Source organism: Streptomyces halobius (genome assembly GCF_023277745.1).
Classification (GTDB): domain Bacteria; phylum Actinomycetota; class Actinomycetes; order Streptomycetales; family Streptomycetaceae; genus Streptomyces; species Streptomyces halobius.
In genome coordinates, this window is sequence record NZ_CP086322.1 from 455,519 (window position 1) to 470,907 (window position 15,389).

General features: G+C 65.3%; 12 protein-coding genes and 2 pseudogenes. 6 read left to right on the forward strand and 8 right to left on the reverse strand.

Annotated elements, in window-relative coordinates; translation table 11 throughout:
* Window positions 1-41 precede the first annotated feature (41 nt).
* Together K9S39_RS02070 and K9S39_RS02075 are read right to left on the reverse strand one after the other, a co-directional pair.
* A complete protein-coding gene (locus tag K9S39_RS02070; RefSeq protein WP_248861596.1) occupies window positions 42-1,226 on the reverse strand; it encodes a zinc-dependent alcohol dehydrogenase in 1,185 nt (394 codons plus the stop codon).
* 396 nt (window positions 1,227-1,622) lie between these two features.
* Window positions 1,623-3,107 (reverse strand): aminotransferase class I/II-fold pyridoxal phosphate-dependent enzyme, encoded by a 1,485-nt coding sequence (locus K9S39_RS02075; protein ID WP_248861597.1) that lies wholly within the window; start codon window positions 3,105-3,107, stop codon window positions 1,623-1,625.
* Window positions 3,108-3,358: 251 nt separating this feature from the next.
* On the opposite strand from K9S39_RS02075, the gene K9S39_RS02080 reads away from it, so the two are divergent.
* Both K9S39_RS02080 and K9S39_RS02085 read left to right on the forward strand, forming a co-directional pair.
* Entirely contained in the window at window positions 3,359-3,514 is a 156-nt protein-coding gene (locus K9S39_RS02080) for a DUF6131 family protein (protein WP_248868563.1), read from the forward strand.
* A gap of 425 nt (window positions 3,515-3,939) precedes the next feature.
* Window positions 3,940-4,932, forward strand: coding sequence for an SDR family NAD(P)-dependent oxidoreductase (locus tag K9S39_RS02085; protein ID WP_248861598.1), 993 nt, complete (start codon window positions 3,940-3,942; stop codon window positions 4,930-4,932).
* 24 nt (window positions 4,933-4,956) lie between these two features.
* Here K9S39_RS02085 and K9S39_RS41910 read toward each other — a convergent pair whose 3' ends face one another.
* The gene (locus K9S39_RS41910; protein ID WP_283112158.1) at window positions 4,957-5,091 is read right to left on the reverse strand and encodes a hypothetical protein; all 135 of its coding nucleotides are present in this window, start codon (window positions 5,089-5,091) and stop codon (window positions 4,957-4,959) included.
* A 50-nt stretch (window positions 5,092-5,141) separates the two neighbouring features.
* Between K9S39_RS41910 and K9S39_RS42695 the strand changes: the two genes are divergently transcribed.
* On the forward strand, window positions 5,142-5,312 hold the full coding sequence (locus K9S39_RS42695; protein WP_406708117.1) for a DUF6980 family protein: 171 nt from the start codon (window positions 5,142-5,144) through the stop codon (window positions 5,310-5,312).
* A gap of 218 nt (window positions 5,313-5,530) precedes the next feature.
* A pseudogene (locus tag K9S39_RS02090) lies at window positions 5,531-6,171 on the forward strand (endonuclease).
* Window positions 6,172-6,571: 400 nt separating this feature from the next.
* On the opposite strand, the gene ligD (K9S39_RS02095) reads toward K9S39_RS02090, so the two are convergent.
* The 3 genes from ligD (K9S39_RS02095) to K9S39_RS02105 form a co-directional block, all read right to left on the reverse strand.
* Window positions 6,572-7,501, reverse strand: a complete 930-nt coding sequence (ligD, locus tag K9S39_RS02095; RefSeq protein ID WP_248861599.1) for a non-homologous end-joining DNA ligase — start codon at window positions 7,499-7,501, stop codon at window positions 6,572-6,574.
* Between the two features lie 15 nt (window positions 7,502-7,516).
* The gene (gene ligD / locus K9S39_RS02100; RefSeq protein WP_406707860.1) at window positions 7,517-8,536 is read right to left on the reverse strand and encodes a non-homologous end-joining DNA ligase; all 1,020 of its coding nucleotides are present in this window, start codon (window positions 8,534-8,536) and stop codon (window positions 7,517-7,519) included.
* A 348-nt stretch (window positions 8,537-8,884) separates the two neighbouring features.
* Window positions 8,885-9,433, reverse strand: a complete 549-nt coding sequence (locus K9S39_RS02105) for a type 1 glutamine amidotransferase domain-containing protein (protein ID WP_248861600.1) — start codon at window positions 9,431-9,433, stop codon at window positions 8,885-8,887.
* Between the two features lie 496 nt (window positions 9,434-9,929).
* Between K9S39_RS02105 and ctaD the strand changes: the two genes are divergently transcribed.
* Together ctaD and ctaF are read left to right on the forward strand one after the other, a co-directional pair.
* Window positions 9,930-11,645 (forward strand): aa3-type cytochrome oxidase subunit I, encoded by a 1,716-nt coding sequence (gene ctaD, locus K9S39_RS02110; protein ID WP_248868566.1) that lies wholly within the window; start codon window positions 9,930-9,932, stop codon window positions 11,643-11,645.
* A 3-nt stretch (window positions 11,646-11,648) separates the two neighbouring features.
* Window positions 11,649-12,041, forward strand: coding sequence for an aa3-type cytochrome oxidase subunit IV (ctaF, locus tag K9S39_RS02115; protein ID WP_248861601.1), 393 nt, complete (start codon window positions 11,649-11,651; stop codon window positions 12,039-12,041).
* A 2-nt stretch (window positions 12,042-12,043) separates the two neighbouring features.
* Here the strand turns inward: ctaF and qcrB are convergent, their stop codons facing one another.
* Together qcrB and K9S39_RS02125 are read right to left on the reverse strand one after the other, a co-directional pair.
* Complete coding sequence (qcrB, locus tag K9S39_RS02120; protein ID WP_248861602.1) at window positions 12,044-13,636, reverse strand: cytochrome bc1 complex cytochrome b subunit; 1,593 nt, start codon at window positions 13,634-13,636, stop codon at window positions 12,044-12,046.
* 990 nt (window positions 13,637-14,626) lie between these two features.
* Window positions 14,627-15,311 (reverse strand): annotated as a pseudogene (locus K9S39_RS02125) (ISAzo13 family transposase); the annotation flags it as partial.
* Window positions 15,312-15,389: the final 78 nt, after the last annotated feature.

Here is a 15,389-nt window from a genome sequence, read left to right on the forward strand (position 1 = left end):
GGCCTCCTGGTGTACGGCCACCCGTCTCGTGGGCACCGGTTTCAGGGCGTGAGCACGGCCTTGACCATGCCGTCTTCCTTCGCCTGAAAGGTCTTGTACGCCTGGGGGCCTTCCTCAAGAGGCAGCGTGTGGGTCGCGAAGCTGTCCACACCGAGGACGTCCTCGTCGTCGAGGAGCGGCATGATGTCGTCGACCCACCGTTTGACGTTGGCCTGCCCCATGCGCAGCTGAATCTGTTTGTCGAAGAGGCCGGCCATCGGAACCGGGTCGACGGACCCGCCGTAGACGCCGATGAGGGAGATCGTGCCGCCGCGGCGGACGACATCGACAGCCGTGTTGAACGCCGTCATCCTGTCCACGCCGACACGGTCCATCAGCCTCTCCCCGATCGCGTCGGGCAGCCGCCCGGCGATGTTCTGAGCAGCTCTCACCAGCGGAGCGCCATGCGCCTCCATGCCGACCGCCTCGATGACGGCGTCGGTGCCGCGCCCTGCGGTGAGCCGGCGGACCTCCTCCCCCACGTTCGTGCCGTGCTCGTTCAGATCGATGGTGTGCACGCCACGGTCACGCGCTCGGGCGAGGCGTTCGGGGACGAGATCGACGCCGATGACCAGGCTCGCCCCCTGATGCAGGGCGATACGGGCGGCCATATCGCCGATGGGGCCGAGTCCGAGCACGGTGACGGATCCGCCCGACGGGATGTCGGCGTAGGCGACGGACTGCCAGGCGGTGGGCAGGACATCGGAGAGGTAGACGTACCGTTGGTCCGGCGGGCCGTGCGGCACCTTGATGGGCAGCTTGTCGCCGAACGGAACCCGCAACAACTCGGCCTGTCCGCCGGGTACTTGGCCGTAGAGCTTGGAGTACCCGAAGAGCGCGGCGCCCATCCCACGCTCGGTGACCTGGGTGGTCTCGCACTGGGAGTGGAGCCCCTGGCCACACATCCAACAGGTGCCGCAGGAGATGTTGAACGGCACGACGACCCGGTCGCCGACCGATACCGCCGTGACCTGGGACCCGACCTCCTCGACGATGCCCATCGGTTCGTGACCGAGGATGTCACCGGGTTCGAGGTAGGGGCCGAGGATCTCGTACAGGTGCAGGTCCGAGCCGCAGATGCCGGTAGAGGTGATACGCACGATGATGTCGGTCGGCTCCGTGATCTCCGGGTCGGGGACCGTGTCGACGCGTACGTCGCGCTTGCCGTGCCAGGTCAGGGCCCTCATATTCGCTCCTCATGGTCGCTCTGCCTCCCCACACCGTGACGGTGCGCATACGTCGCGCTGCGGCCCGCCCTCACCACCGGAGGCTCACATCGGTGGTGCGGTCGCCGACGGTCGGTGCCGACCACGCCCTTGACACCGAAGCGGCGCCACCCTTGCCATGCGCGGCGCCTTCGACGGACATGATGTCCATGCCGCATGCCCTACATCACCTGGTCACCTGCGTCGAAGACACCCGTACCTCCAGGCTGAGGGCCAACGGGATCTTCCGCACCTCCGCCCCCGATACAGCCACCACGCGGCTCGCGCCCTCTACATGGCGTACGGCTTGAACAGATGGCGCTGCCCCCTTGCCGGCGCTTCATCCACCAGCACAGCCTGTCGGGGCGAACGACGCGGCTACGTTCGTCCGTCGGTCTCCGCCAGGACCCTGACGGTGTTGAACCGGGTGTCGACGGCATCGGGCAGGTTCATGCCTGCCTCGATCCCTGAACGCAAGTACTCCAGCACGGGTCCGGTGAGCAGTTCACCCGGCAGGACGGTGGGGATGCCAGGCGGATAGGGCGTCAGCATCTCGGCCGCCACGCGGCCAGCGGCGTGCTGCACGGGGACGTCCTCCACGGGCCCGAAGAAGGCGTCGCGGGGCAGGCAACTCTGCTTCAGCCGTAGGTCTTGGGGCGCGGGCACGTTGACCACGGGGCTGGGGCGGAGGTCCGGCGCTGCGGCGGAAACCGCCCGCAGCGCCTCCAGCAGGGCGTCCGTCGTCTCATGGTCGTCGGCGTGGGTGAGCTGGGTGTTGATGCGGCGGTGGTCGGAAAGATGCACGTCGATGTTCCGGTGTTCGCGCAGCCAGTCCGCCACCCGGTATCCCGCCGTATCGAGTCCGATGACGTCAATGACGACAGGAAGCGGATCCAGGTCGTCCGCCAACCCGGGACCGCAGAAATCCGCGCGGTCGTGGACGTGCAGACCATCGATCTCCTCGATCGCCGCCCTTACCCGTGCCGCCAGAGCCAGGGCACGGTCCATGAGGTCCCGGCCGTGCTGGGCCATCTGACGGCGCCAGCCGTCGAGCCCGGCGTGGATCAGCACGGAGGGGCTGGTCGTACCGAGCAGGTCGGCGCGGGTCTTCAGCAGGCCCGGGTCGATCAGGTCGCCCTGCAGATGGAAGACGGAGCCCTCCTCCAGGCCGCTGCCCATTTTGTGGATGCCGGTCACACAGACATCCGCACCCGCGTCCATGGCCCACGTGGGCAGATCGGGATGGAAGGGCAGATGTGCGCCCCACGCCTCATCCACGATCAGTGGGCGGTTCCGGCGGTGGCAGGTGTCCGCGATGGACCGGAGATCCGCGCAGCTTCCATACGGGGTCGGGCTGGTGACCAGGGCACCTTTCGCGTCCGGGTGAGCGGCAAAAGCCCTGTCGAAGTCGTCGGCGGACGGTGGGTGCGCCAGGTGACGGCCGGCGTCCCACCGGGGGTCCACCCAGACGGGACGGATGCCGGCGAGAATCAGACCGGAGACGACGGACTTGTGCGCATCCCGGCCGATCAGCAGCTCTTCGTGAGGGCGCGCGACGGAGAGCATGGCGGCCTTCACCGACAGGGAACTCCCACAGGTCGAGAAGAACGTGTGAGAGGCGTGGACCGCGTCGGCCATCAACTTCTCGGCACGTTCGAGGTCCTTGCCCCGGGTACGCCGGTCATCCAGGCCGCCGACAGCCAGGACATCTCCGTGGAACACTGCGTCGCCCAGCACGTCACGGACCCGCGGATCGGCACCTCGCGCCTGTTTGTGGCCGGGAGGGCTGAACGGCACCCGTCCCGATGCGTGGTACTGGACGAGAGCTTCCAGCACGGGCGCTTCGCTGTGATCAGGAGACATGGCACACGGTTTCCCGACGCCGAACAGGGCTCATCAATTCCCCAGGCCGTCCCATGCTCGCGATCGACCGCAAACAGCTGGCGCTCAAACGTCGGCACCCCGCCGAGGGGCCGTCGCATCAGATGGCCGACCAGCACGCCATCGGGCCACAGGCCCACGTGACGCCGGCGCCAATTCCGCAAGCGGTTGCCCTCACAGCGGACGGGGATCAGAGTGAGAAGGGAACACAAGAACAAGATCGGGAGCACCCTGTGATCGTTCTCGGAGTCATTTTGCTTGTCATCGGGTTCGTGACCGGTATAACCGTCCTGTGGACGATCGGGATTGTTCTCACGGTAGTCGGGGCCGCCCTGTGGGTCCTTGGTTCGGTGGGCCACCCGTTCGCCGGCCGAAGGCACTACTGGTAGCGGTAGTAGCAACGGAGGATTTGCGCGTCGCGCTGCAGCACTACCGTTCGTTCTTCAACCGCTTGTTGACGACCTGATCTGTATCCGCGCCCGTTGGCCTGTCCCGAAAGCCAACCAACCCGGCCATACCGGAGTTTTTCCCGGGCCCTCGGCTCTGCCGGCGAGTGGTGCTGGGACGTCGTCCTGCTGGGGCTGAAAGGCGGTTTGGACAGCTGCCCTGCGAGTCGCCGCCCGTCAGCGGGCGCAGATCCCTCGACGCGGTATCCACCGTGCTCACCACGCTCCGGCGGATCTGGGCGGGCGGTCCGGCGGGTGCCGACGAACCTACTGGCGGCTGTATGCGACCACCTCTACCTTTCGTCGCGCTGAACGGGTGATGCGTACACCTCGCGAGCGCCGTCCGACGCGAATAAGGAGGGCTCTTCATGCGTGTGTTTCCCGCCGTCCCTTCGATAGAAGGGCTTACCGCTGTGGTTACCGGCGGCTCGCGAGGGCTGGGGTTGCTGATGGCGCGCCAACTACAGCGACGCGGTTGTGATGTCGTGTTGTTGGCCCGGAATGAGGTCGAACTCGGCAGGGCCGTGGACAAGCTCAGACAGGCGGGCGGTGATGGCTCGGTACGCGGTGTGGCGTGCGATGTGCGGAACAGAGAGGCTGTTCGTGATCGCTTCGATGAGATCGCCGGAGACAACGGCAGGCTGGATATCGCCATCGCCAATGCTGGAATCATCCAGGTCGGCCCCGCGGACGCACTCGGCATCGAGGGCTTCCACGACGCCATGGACTCCATTTTCAATGGTGCGCTCAACACCGCTTTCGCCGCTCTCCCCTACCTCCGGAACAGCCCGGCCGGCGGCAGACTGGCTCTCATCGGGTCGGTCGGCGGCCTGCTGGCCGTACCTCATCTGCTGCCATATTCCTGCGCGAAATCGGCGGTCGCCGCGCTCGCCGAGGGGCTCCAGGCGGAGGAGGCTCCGCACGACGTCACCATTACCGGGGTCCACCCGGGATTGATGCGGACCGGATCACATCTTCATGCCCACTTCGGTGGCGACAGGCGTCGCGAGTACGCGTGGTTCCAGGTGCTGGCCGGCGCCCCCATCCTGTCGATGAATGCCGAGCGGGCAGCCGCGTGCATTGTGTCCGCGCTGCAACGGCGGCGACCACGAGTCGTTCTCACCCCCGCGGCCAAGCTGGGTGCCATTGCGCACGGCGTGGCACCGGTGACAACCACCCGGCTGACATCGGCACTGGGGCGTATGCTGCCCCGCGGTGGCGACGGGGAAATGGCTGAGGGCTTCAGGATCGAGGCCGAGGACCAGCCGCCGGCCCACAAGCTCCGACGCATGCTCGGGGTTCTCAACGAGCGGGCTGCCGACCAGTTCAACCAGCGGGGCGCCACTCACGGTACGAATTGACCACCACGTTATTGCCGTGCTCGGTCAGGTCAACGGTGCGCACACCCCGGTCACATGCACATACAAGGCGTCAAGAACGAACTCGACGCCGATGGCCTTGCTCGCCCTCTGATGCAGGGCGAGGCGGGCGGCCATGTCGCCGGTCGGGCCAAGCCCCAACACAGTGACGGTCCCCACCTTCGGGGATCTCGCTCCCCCTGACACGCCACCTGGACTGGCACTGTGACACCCACACCGACCCGTTCGCCTGCCCGGACGCGCTCGTTGGCTTCAGCGCGAAGTTCCAGGAGTACGGGCTGATCGTCCACGACGGGGCACCTCGCGCATCGTCACCCTCTTCTGCCCGTGGCGTGGTCGGCGCCTGCCCGAATCACAGATAGAAGAGCGGTAGCTCTGGGCCGTCGCCTGGAACATTGCGGCGTCGGAGTCGCCCTCCTGGTGGGACGGCCCTCCGAACGGCCATCGGCAACCCGCGCAAGCCGGCGGTCCGTCCACCTGAGCAGCAGGAACTCCGTGAGCCCTCTGCCTTCGGTCGCTCCTCTCCCGATGGTTCGCGTCTCGTGCCGCCGGCTTCCCAGGGAAGGTGCGTGAGTGCGTCATGAGCAAGAAGGACAAGGTCATGGTTCGGGCACTGCTTGACCGGCATGGCCAGACGTACGCCGCCCAGGCAGGCATCAAGCTGCGGAACACCCCGGCCCCCCTGTACCAGCTCCTGGTGCTCTCGTTGCTGCTGTCGGCCCGCATCCGCGCGGACACCGCGGTGGCGGCGGCCCGGCGCTGTTCGACGCCGGGATGCGGGATGCCCGACGGATGGCGGAGGCCACCTGGCAACAGCGTGTCGATGCGCTCGGCGAGGGCGGTTATCGCCGTTACGACGAGCGGACCTCCACCCAACTCGGTGATGGAGCCGAACTTCTGCTGGACCGATACAAGGGTGACCTGCGCCGGCTGCGCGAAGGTGAAGACCCGGAGAAGCTGCTACGGGAGATCCCCGGCATCGGCCCCACCGGGGTGGCCATCTTCCTGCGGGAGGCCCAAGCCGTATGGCCGGAGTTCTCCCCCTACCTTGACCGCAAGGTACAGGAAGGGGCGGAGCGACTCGGGCTGCCCACCTCTCCCAAGACCCTGGCGTCCCTCGTAGAAGACGACGCCGACCTACCGGGCCTGGCCGCAGGGCTGACCCGAACCGCCCTCGACAAACGAATAGCCGAGGACGTGCACTCCACAGCAGCGACCTGAATGCCGTGCCCAAGCACGTAGCGAGTTGCGCGCCCGCTGGCTGCTCGCCACCCAAGCAGCCCGTACGGGAAGCGGGTTGACGCGCCGCGGCGCTCCGCCGCCCCCGGCACACCCTGGGGAACGGCCTGAGTATCCGCCGACTGCGGGCCCAGACAGCACGGGCATGGGTCGTCGCGACACCGGCCCGGAGATGGGTGGCCGCGGCGGTACACCGTACCCGTGACTGCGGTGCGGGCCCCGTTACAGACCTGCAGCTATCGCATCGGGGAGCGCACCGGCCAGGAGGGACATCGTGACCAGAGTTCTTGACGACACCGAGATCGAAGACCGGATGTCTGGCGCCGATATGAGGGAATGGCGACGCGAAGGCAACGTGTTACGACGCACCGTTGAGGCGTCGTCAGGAGGCGTCTTCCTGGACGAGGGCGTCGAGTCTGCGCTGGGCCGGTCCCAGGGAGCGTCTGCAGCGGCTCAGCCCCTTCCAGGGGTCGCCGTGTTCGGACAGGCGGTCGGGGATGGTGCGCAGGGTCCAGTGCTGCGGGCCGATCCGGCGGTCGTCGAGTTCGTCCCACTCGAGCGGGGTGGCCACCGGGGCGTGCGGGCGGGCCCGGACGGCGTAGGGGGCTACCGAGGTCTGGGCGTAGGCGTTGCGCTGGGTGTCCAGGTAGAGGCGGCCGCGGCGCTTGTTCTTGCGTGCCTCGGTCGTCAGTGTGTCGGGGTGCCGGGCGGCGAGGAGGTCGGCGGCCTGGCGGGCGAAGGCGCGTGTGGTGTCGAAGTCGGTGCGCCGGTCCAGCAGCTGTACGAGGTGCAGGCCGCGTGAGCCCGTGGTCATCACGGCGGGCCGCAGTCCGAGTTCCGTGGTGAGGAGGTCTCCCAGCTTCCGGGCGGTCCAGCGCACGATCTCGAAGTCGTCGCCCGGGGGGTCGAGGTCGAAGATCAGGCGGTCGGGGCAGTAGAGGCGGTCGACGCGGCTCAGCCAGGGGTGCGGGGTGATGCACGCCTGGTTGGCGAGGTAGGCGAGGGTGGCGGCGTCGTCGCACACCGCCATCGTGACGGTCCCGTCCTCTTTGGCGATCTCCTCTTGGTGGATCCAGTCCGGGAAGTAGTCGGGAACGTCCTTGTGGAAGAACGATTTCCCGCCATACCCGTCGGGGTGGCGTTCCATGGCCAGCGGCCGTCCGCGCAGATGGGTCAGCATCGGGCGGGAGACGGTGCGGTAGAAGTCGACCAGTTCGGCCTTGGTGATCCCGTCGTCGGGGAAGAGCTCCTTGTCCGGCTTGGATACCGCAACCGTTCGTCCCCCGACACGGATGTCGTCCTTCGTACGCACCGTTTCTCCTTCGGCTCACTGTCTTTCCTTGGGCTTCTCCCGTACGACCTGCTCAGCGGGCTTGTCGGTCCGCAGGCCGACGAAGCGGGGATGGCGCAGCTTGCCGTCGTCGGTCCACTCGGTGAAGACGATCTCGGCGACGAGTTCGGGCCGCACCCAGTGCGCGCCGCGTTCGCGGACCGCGCCACCGGCGAACGGCTGCCGCTCGCACTCCAACCCGTCCAGCCGTTCGCGCAGCTCGGCCAGGGTCTTACGGTCGTATCCGGTGCCGACCTTGCCCGCGTAGCGAAGCCGGTCGCCTTCGTAGTAGCCGACGAGCAGCGCGCCGAAGCCGATGCGGCTGCCCGCCGGCTCGGTGAAGCCGCCGATCACCAGCTCCTGTCCCTGCCCACACTTGAACTTCAGCCAGTCCGGCGTTCGTCTCGGCGCGTACCGACTGTCCGCCCGCTTGGCGATCAGCCACTCCCAGCCCCATCTGCACGCCTGGCGCAGGTATGCCTCCCCGGTGGTGTTGCGGTGGTTGGTGAACCGGAGCGGAGCGCGAAAGGCGAGAGCGCGGCGCAGCAGCGCCTTGCGGCTGCGCAGCGGCAGGGAGGTGACGTCGTGGCCGTCCAGGTGCAACAGGTCGAAGACGTAATACGTCACCGCGACCGGGCTGCTACGGGCCTCGTCGGGATCATGGACGCCCATACGCTGTTGCAGCCGGGCGAAGCTGGTGCGGGTGCCGGCGAAGGCGGCGATCTCGCCGTCGACGACGAAGTCGTCGCAGCTCTGCCCGGCGAGGGCCTCGGCAACCTCGGGATAGGTGTCCGTGAGGTCCTCCCCGCTGCGGGAGGACAGCCGTGCCCGGTCGCCGTCACGGAAGCCCAGGCACCGCTCCCCGTCCAGTTTGCGCTCGAAGATCCATCCGGGATCGGAGAAGTAGTCCTCGGTCAGCGTCGCGAGCATCGGCCGCACGGTGCGTGGCTGCGCGACGGCACGGAGCGCGGCGCGCTCTCGCGCGGACAGGTCCTCCAACAAACCAGCTGCGTTCACCGGCCCCGTCTCCCTTCCCGCCGTGCAGCGCGCGGCTGGGCGGACGCTGTCGGGCACGACCTCGCCGGGTCGGAATGACTGCCTCCTCGCCCGCCCATATCTCCTGTGTAGAGCCAGTGCGCCCGCTCCGCGACCGGGCTGGTTAAGCGCCCGGTCAGGGGCACGTAGACCTCGTGGTGCGCTGTCCGCCCAGGGAACCGGATCGCGGCTGCCGGACATCAGCGGCGAGAGCCGACAGGTATCCCACTACAGCAACCTTCGTACGGTCGGCGTTCGCGCATGCTGAGCTTCCGCTCGGCCGGCTCCGCATCAGTGGCTTGCAACTGGCCTTGCTTTCATCCGCCCTGGTCAAACTCGCTGTACTGCCTGTGAGAACTCGGAGAGGAAGGTGCTGCAGAAAGCCTCCAGATCACCGGGCTTTCGGCTGGTGATGAGTGTGTTGGGGCGTGCTGTGCACACTTTGACCTGTTCGTCGACCCAGGTGCCCCCGGCATTACGGATGTCGGTCTGCAGGCTGGGCCAGGAAGTGAGCGTGCGGCCCCGTACGACGTCGGCCTCGATGAGCGTCCAGGGGGCATGGCAGATGGCCGCGACGGGTTTGCCCGCATCAAAGAAGCCCTTGACGAATTTCACCGCTGCCTTGTCCATACGCAGGGCATCGGGGTTGGCGACGCCGCCGGGCAGCACCAGGCCGACGTAGTCACCCACTTTCGCCGCACCCACAGTCCGGTCCACAGGGAAGGTATCGGCCTTTTCCAGGTGGTCATAAGCCTGAATGTCGTCGGGGCGGGTGGAGATCAGGTGCGGAGTGTCTCCTGAGTCGAGAACGGCCTGCCAAGGCTCGGTGAGTTCGATCTCCTCTACACCCTGAGGCGCTACCAAGAAAGCAATCTGCATGAAGCCTCTTCCTCCTATGAGATATGCACACGGCGCGTGCGACGGAGTAGCCTGCTTATTCTGGGCCAGCCGTGGGCGTGGCCCTCCCGACCACTGCCGCCCCACCTGGGTATGCCGCCGAAGAGCCCGGCCGCTGCTCGTAAGGCAGCGATACCGCGATGGCGGCCGCACAGCGACAGCACGCGGAACGATGCGATCGCCAGCCAACGTAGTGAAGTCTCCCGCTCAATTCCGAACGCCGGCTGCATGACCACGGAACTTGGGCGCGCCCGCACCTGCATGGGGTAGCGCCATCGCGCCATTGTCCCTGCGGTGCCGCTCTCCGTCCTTGGCCCTTGCCCCTGACCGCTTCGATCGCTGAGGCGTGATCGCTGTCGTCTTCCTGTCCCATTTCACTCGTATGGCCCTCCTCGTGCGCCCTGACGCACGACCAAGAGCATCCATCATGGCGGAGGTGAATCGGCGTTTCGCGGCTCGTGAGGAAAGGGGAACGCAGATGGCTGAGGTTGCGGCGGCGGATCGGCCCGTATCACAAAAGGATCGGTCGCGACCCGGACGAGTCCTCCTGAGGTGGCTCACTACGACCGATCACAAAGTAATCGGCAACCTGTATTTGGTCACTGCATTCGGCTTCTTCCTGCTTGCCGGAGTGTTGGCCATGCTGATGCGGGCGGAGCTGGCCCGGCCTGGCACTCAGCTGTTCTCGAACGAGCAGTACAATCAGCTTTTCACCATTCACGGCACCATTATGATGCTGCTTTTTGCGACTCCTATGTTCGCGGGCTTCGCGAATGCGGTGATGCCGCTTCAGATTGGCTCCCCGGATGTCGCATTTCCGCGCCTCAATGCCTTTACTTACTGGGTCTTTCTGCTGGGCGGCCTCATGGTGGTGTCGGGCTTTATCATTCCCGGCGGGGCGGCCTCGTTCGGCTGGTTCGCCTATGCGCCCCTCAACGGGGCGGTGTTCTCGCCGGGAAAAGGCGGAGACCTGTGGACCATGGGGCTTGCCGTGGCGGGTCTGAGCACGATTTTGGGATCGGTTAATTTCATTACCACGATCGTGTGCCTACGGGCCCCCGGCATGACGATGTTTCGCATGCCGATCTTCACCTGGAATATCCTGTTCACTTCCATTCTTGCCCTACTGGCGTTCCCTGTGCTCACCGCCGCGCTACTCGCCCTGGAGGCGGACCGAAAGTTCGGCTCGCATATCTTTGACCCCGCGAACGGGGGCGCGTTGCTGTGGCAGCACCTGTTCTGGTTCTTCGGCCATCCGGAGGTGTACATCGTGGCTCTACCATTTTTTGGAGTGATTACAGAAATCATTCCGGTCTTCAGCCGTAAACCGATCTTCGGATACGTCGGAATGGTCGGCGCCACGATTGCCATCACCATGCTTTCCGCCAGCGTGTGGGCCCATCATATGTTTGCAACCGGAGGTGCTCTTTTGCCGTTCTTCGCGGCGCTTTCCTTCCTCATCGCGGTTCCGACCGGTGTGAAGTTCTTCAACTGGATCGGCACCATGTGGCATGGCAGCCTCTCCTTCGAGACCCCGATGCTGTGGAGTGTGGGGTTCCTCGTCTCCTTTCTGCTGGGCGGACTCAGTGGAGTGCTGATCGCCTCCCCGCCCTTGGATTTCCATGTAACGGACTCTTACTTCATCGTTGCGCATTTGCACTATGTGTTGTTCGGCACCGTCGTCTTTGCGATGTTCGGTGGATTCTATTTCTGGTGGCCCAAGTGGACCGGAAAAATGCTGGACGAAAGGCTTGGAAAGATCCATTTTTGGACGTTGTTCATCGGTTTCCAGGGAACCTTTTTGGTGCAGCACTGGCTCGGCGAGATCGGCATGCCGCGCCGATACGCCGACTATCTGGCCGCAGATGGATTCACCCTCTTGAATACGGTGTCTTCGGTGAGTTCCTTTCTGCTGGGTGCCTCTACGCTGCCCTTCTTGTACAACGTTTGGCGCACCGCCCGCTACGCGCCGAAAGTACACGTGGACGACCCCTGGGGTTTCGGTCGGTCTTTGGAGTGGGCGACTTCTTGCCCACCGCCCCTCCACAACTTCTATACATTGCCGCGTGTCCGCTCCGACTCACCCACGTTCGACCTGCATCATCCAGAGGTGGTTGCCGGCGTCCCGGCGTACAGCCCCGTTTCCGACTCGGAGAAAAGCGACACACCCACCCCCGACACAATGGGCGAATAGCACGTGAAGATTGAAACCTATCTCTTCGGCGGCGTCGCACTGTTCTTCGCCGTAACCGCCCTCGGCTACGCGTGGTGGTCCGAACTGGAACCGGTCGGCACCGCCGCGCTCATCGTGTCCTTCCTCATGTCGGCCCTCATCTTTGTCTATTTCGGCGTGCAACGGCACAAGCACGGTTCCCGTCCGGAAGACCACAAGACTGCCGAGATCCAGCAGCGGTCGGGTCCGGTCGACTTTTTTCCGCCACGCAGCATCTATCCGTTTCTGACCGCGCTCGGATACTCCGTCGGAGCCCTCGGCGTCGTATTCGGCGCGTGGCTCTTTCTGATCGGTGTGGGCCTGGTGGCCGGTAGTATCTTCGGCTTCGTCTTCCAGTACGCGGAACGCGAAAGCTGAGGCTACTCCTGCTGTTCTTGCACGAAGGGCAACTCCACCTGGTCACGGTAGTACCAGCGACTCAATGACAGCTGCAATCGTCGGCGCCACGAAAGGGTTCCGACAGGTTCCTCGCGCGGTTTGAGGGGAAGCTGCGTCTTGCGAGCAAGCAGCGTATAACGCTCCGGGGCCGGCAGCGGGCGTCGCCCCTCACTCAGATCGCCATAAACGGACTGCTGGACATCACCAGTTTCATCCCCTTCGACCAAGCGATCCCGGTCACGGTGCTGCAAGGCCAGGCAAAGCCACTTGGTGACCATGAAAGCCAACGGTGGGAGCACCACCACTGCCACCCGCAGTACCCAGGTCAGAGTGTTGAGCGACAAATCGAAGACGAAGGCGATGACATCATTCCCACCGGCCAGAAGCAGCACTGCGTAAAAAGAGATGGCCGCAACGCCAAGACCGGTACGCGTGTGCTGCTCACGCGGTCGGTCGCACAGATGCAGTTCACCGCGGTCAGCGGTTACCCATCTCTCGAAGAATGGATACGCGTACAACACGGCGAAGAGGAGACCCGGAAGAACGACAGCGGGAATGAAGACGTTCCACATGATGGTGTGCCCCCACAGGTTCGTTTCCCAGGGAGGCATAAGACGCAGTGCGCCTTCGAGGAAACCCACGTACCAGTCGGGTTGGGCATTGGTGGATACCTGATCGGCGTGGTACGGGCCGTAGTTCCACACTGGGTTGATCTGGCCGAGCGCACCGAGGATGGCGAAGACGGCGGTAACGATGAAGAAGAGTCCGGTGGACTTGGCGAGCCATTGCGGGACCATCGGCTGCCCCATCACATTCTTGTTTGTTCTGCCGGGACCTCGCCACTGCGTATGTTTGAGATGTACTACCAGAATGAGATGGAGAGTCACAAGCGCGATCAGGATTCCGGGCACGAGCAGAATGTGTAGAACATAGAGGCGCGGGATGATTTCGTGACCGGGAAACTCACCACCGAAGGCGAAGAACGAGAGGTATGTTCCCACGATAGGAATGGATCCCATGATGGTGTTCGCGGTGCGCAGTCCGGTGCCGGAAAGCAGATCGTCCGGCAGTGAGTATCCGCAGAACCCTTCCAGCAAGGCCAGGAGGAAGAGCGTCACACCGATTGCCCAGTTCCCCTCGCGGGGGCGTCGGAAGGCCCCCGTGAAGAAAATGCGCAGCATGTGCATCCCGATGGCGGCCACGAACGTGAGCGCCGCCCAGTGGTGGATCTGCCTGATGAAAAGTCCGCCGCGTACGTCGACGCTGATCGCTAGGGTGGAAGCGTACGCTGCTGTCATCCGGGTGCCGCGCAAGGGAGCGTAAGATCCGTCGTACGTGCTCTCACTCATGCCCGGGTCGAAGAACAGGGTCAAGAAGACGCCGGTGAGCACCAGCACGATAAGGCTGTGAAGCGCCAACTCGCCCAACAGAAAGGCCCAGTGGTCGGGAAATGCCTTGCGCAGGAGTTTGCCGGCCGAGGCTGCCGGCAGTCTATCGTCCAGCCGGTGGAAGCTTCTCTCGGTGGCGCGACGCAGCCGGCCGCTGAATCGTTGTGCGTCCTTCCCGAAGAACATGAACCGTGCTCCCCTCAAGCCGCCAGTGCCACAGTCGGCTTCGCCATATCTTCACGTGTTCCATGCCGCGCGGTGTCGGTACCTGTGTTCGTTTCTGAAGTGGTCATGGGTAACCGAGGTTTCCTGACGTACGGTGAGCCACTCGAAGGATTTCATGCCAGATAGCTGCCGTCATCAGTGAACCGCGGGATGTCCGCTCATCAGCGTACGAGAAGCGAAGAGAACGAAGCCCCTGGAGGCGAATGGCCCATGGGAACACCCCACGCGCCGCCGTCAGCTGGTTGTACAGCATCCTTCAATTGCACGGAGTCCACTCAGATTTCGCATCGTTACCCAGCATTTGGCTATATCTCCTCCAGTCGATTACCTTTTCGAAGGAGGCAGAATTGGAAGAAAGCGTGCGAGCTGGTGAGATGCAATGGCTTCTCGGCCAGTTCGACGATTCCGTCTCGCCGATTGCCTCCCCTGCCCGGCGCGTTGATGTAGGCATGCCACCTGGATACTCGATGGCCCGGCTGGGGCGGAACTGCGCCACGCCGCATGCGGACAGGTCGGCAAAACAGGGAGTGGCTACTCCGGACGCGAATATCACCCAGAATGAGGAGTACCTCGCCCTCATCCACCACCTCTTGTCCCGTCCCCGTGAGGCAGTCCTCGCAGTCGGCATCATTCTGGCGCCGGCACGCTGACTGGCCAGGTATTACAGCTGCGCTCCGCCCAGAGCAGACCTCATTCGTTCGGAGCAGCGGAAAACGCCTCACGTTCGCGTGCGTCCGATGATGAGCGGTACCCGGTGAAAAGCCCGGACGCTATGCCGAGCGAGCAGGTCTGGTGACACCTGAACCTGCCGGCGACAGGGTGAGGCGCGGGGCCCGTGGCGCCGGGACGGCCGGGGCCGTAGGGGAGTGCAGGACGTAGTTCCAGTCGCCGTGGAAGGCATGCCGGGTCAGGGGCAGCGCCGCCATCTCCGCATCCGCGATGGTGCCCCCGATCGGGTAGGAAGTCGTGAATGTGCACCGGCACCGGGTCCCCCGCAGACCGCCAGGGGGTGCGGCCGTGGTTCTTGAACTCACCCACGAGTTCCTTCTTCTTGGTGTCCACGCTGATCACCGGCACACCCGGTTGTCCCGGTGTCCCGGTGTCCCGGTGTGCGCGGGCCTGCGCGTTGAGATAGCGGAACTGGGCGTCGCGGTCTGCGTGCCGGCCGTGCTCCAGCGTCTTGGCGTCGGCCTGCAGACTGAAGCCTTCCTCCCGCAGCAGACTCGCGACGGTATCGGTGCTGGCCTTGTGCCCGGCCCGGGTCGGCTCCTGGGCCAGGGTGCGGGTCGACTTCCCGTCCACCGCAGCGGGGACATCGGATCGCCCCGCTCGTCCGGTTCGACCAGCGCCAGCAGCGCGGGCCGCAGCCCCGGATCGATATCCGCAGCCCGCTTGCGGACCCCGTCTGGGCCCCGTACCCGTCCCAGCGGCGCCTCGCCGGCCTCCAGCTCGAACACACCCTTGCGAACCGTGGTCTCGCTCACCGCCGCGGCCCGGGCGACGGCCCGGATGCCACCATGGCCCGCACCCGGGCCTCCGCGGCCATCAGCAACCGCCGCTGTCGCTCGTCCGGATGCGGGAACAACACCGCGAACTTCACAGCGAGTTGGCCACAGGCCCCGTCCGGGATGCGCATACCACACCAACGAGCTCCAGAACGGGAAGCAACACCTTGTTTCCCTCCAAGCCCTTGGACAGTCGGCCGCGGGCCCGC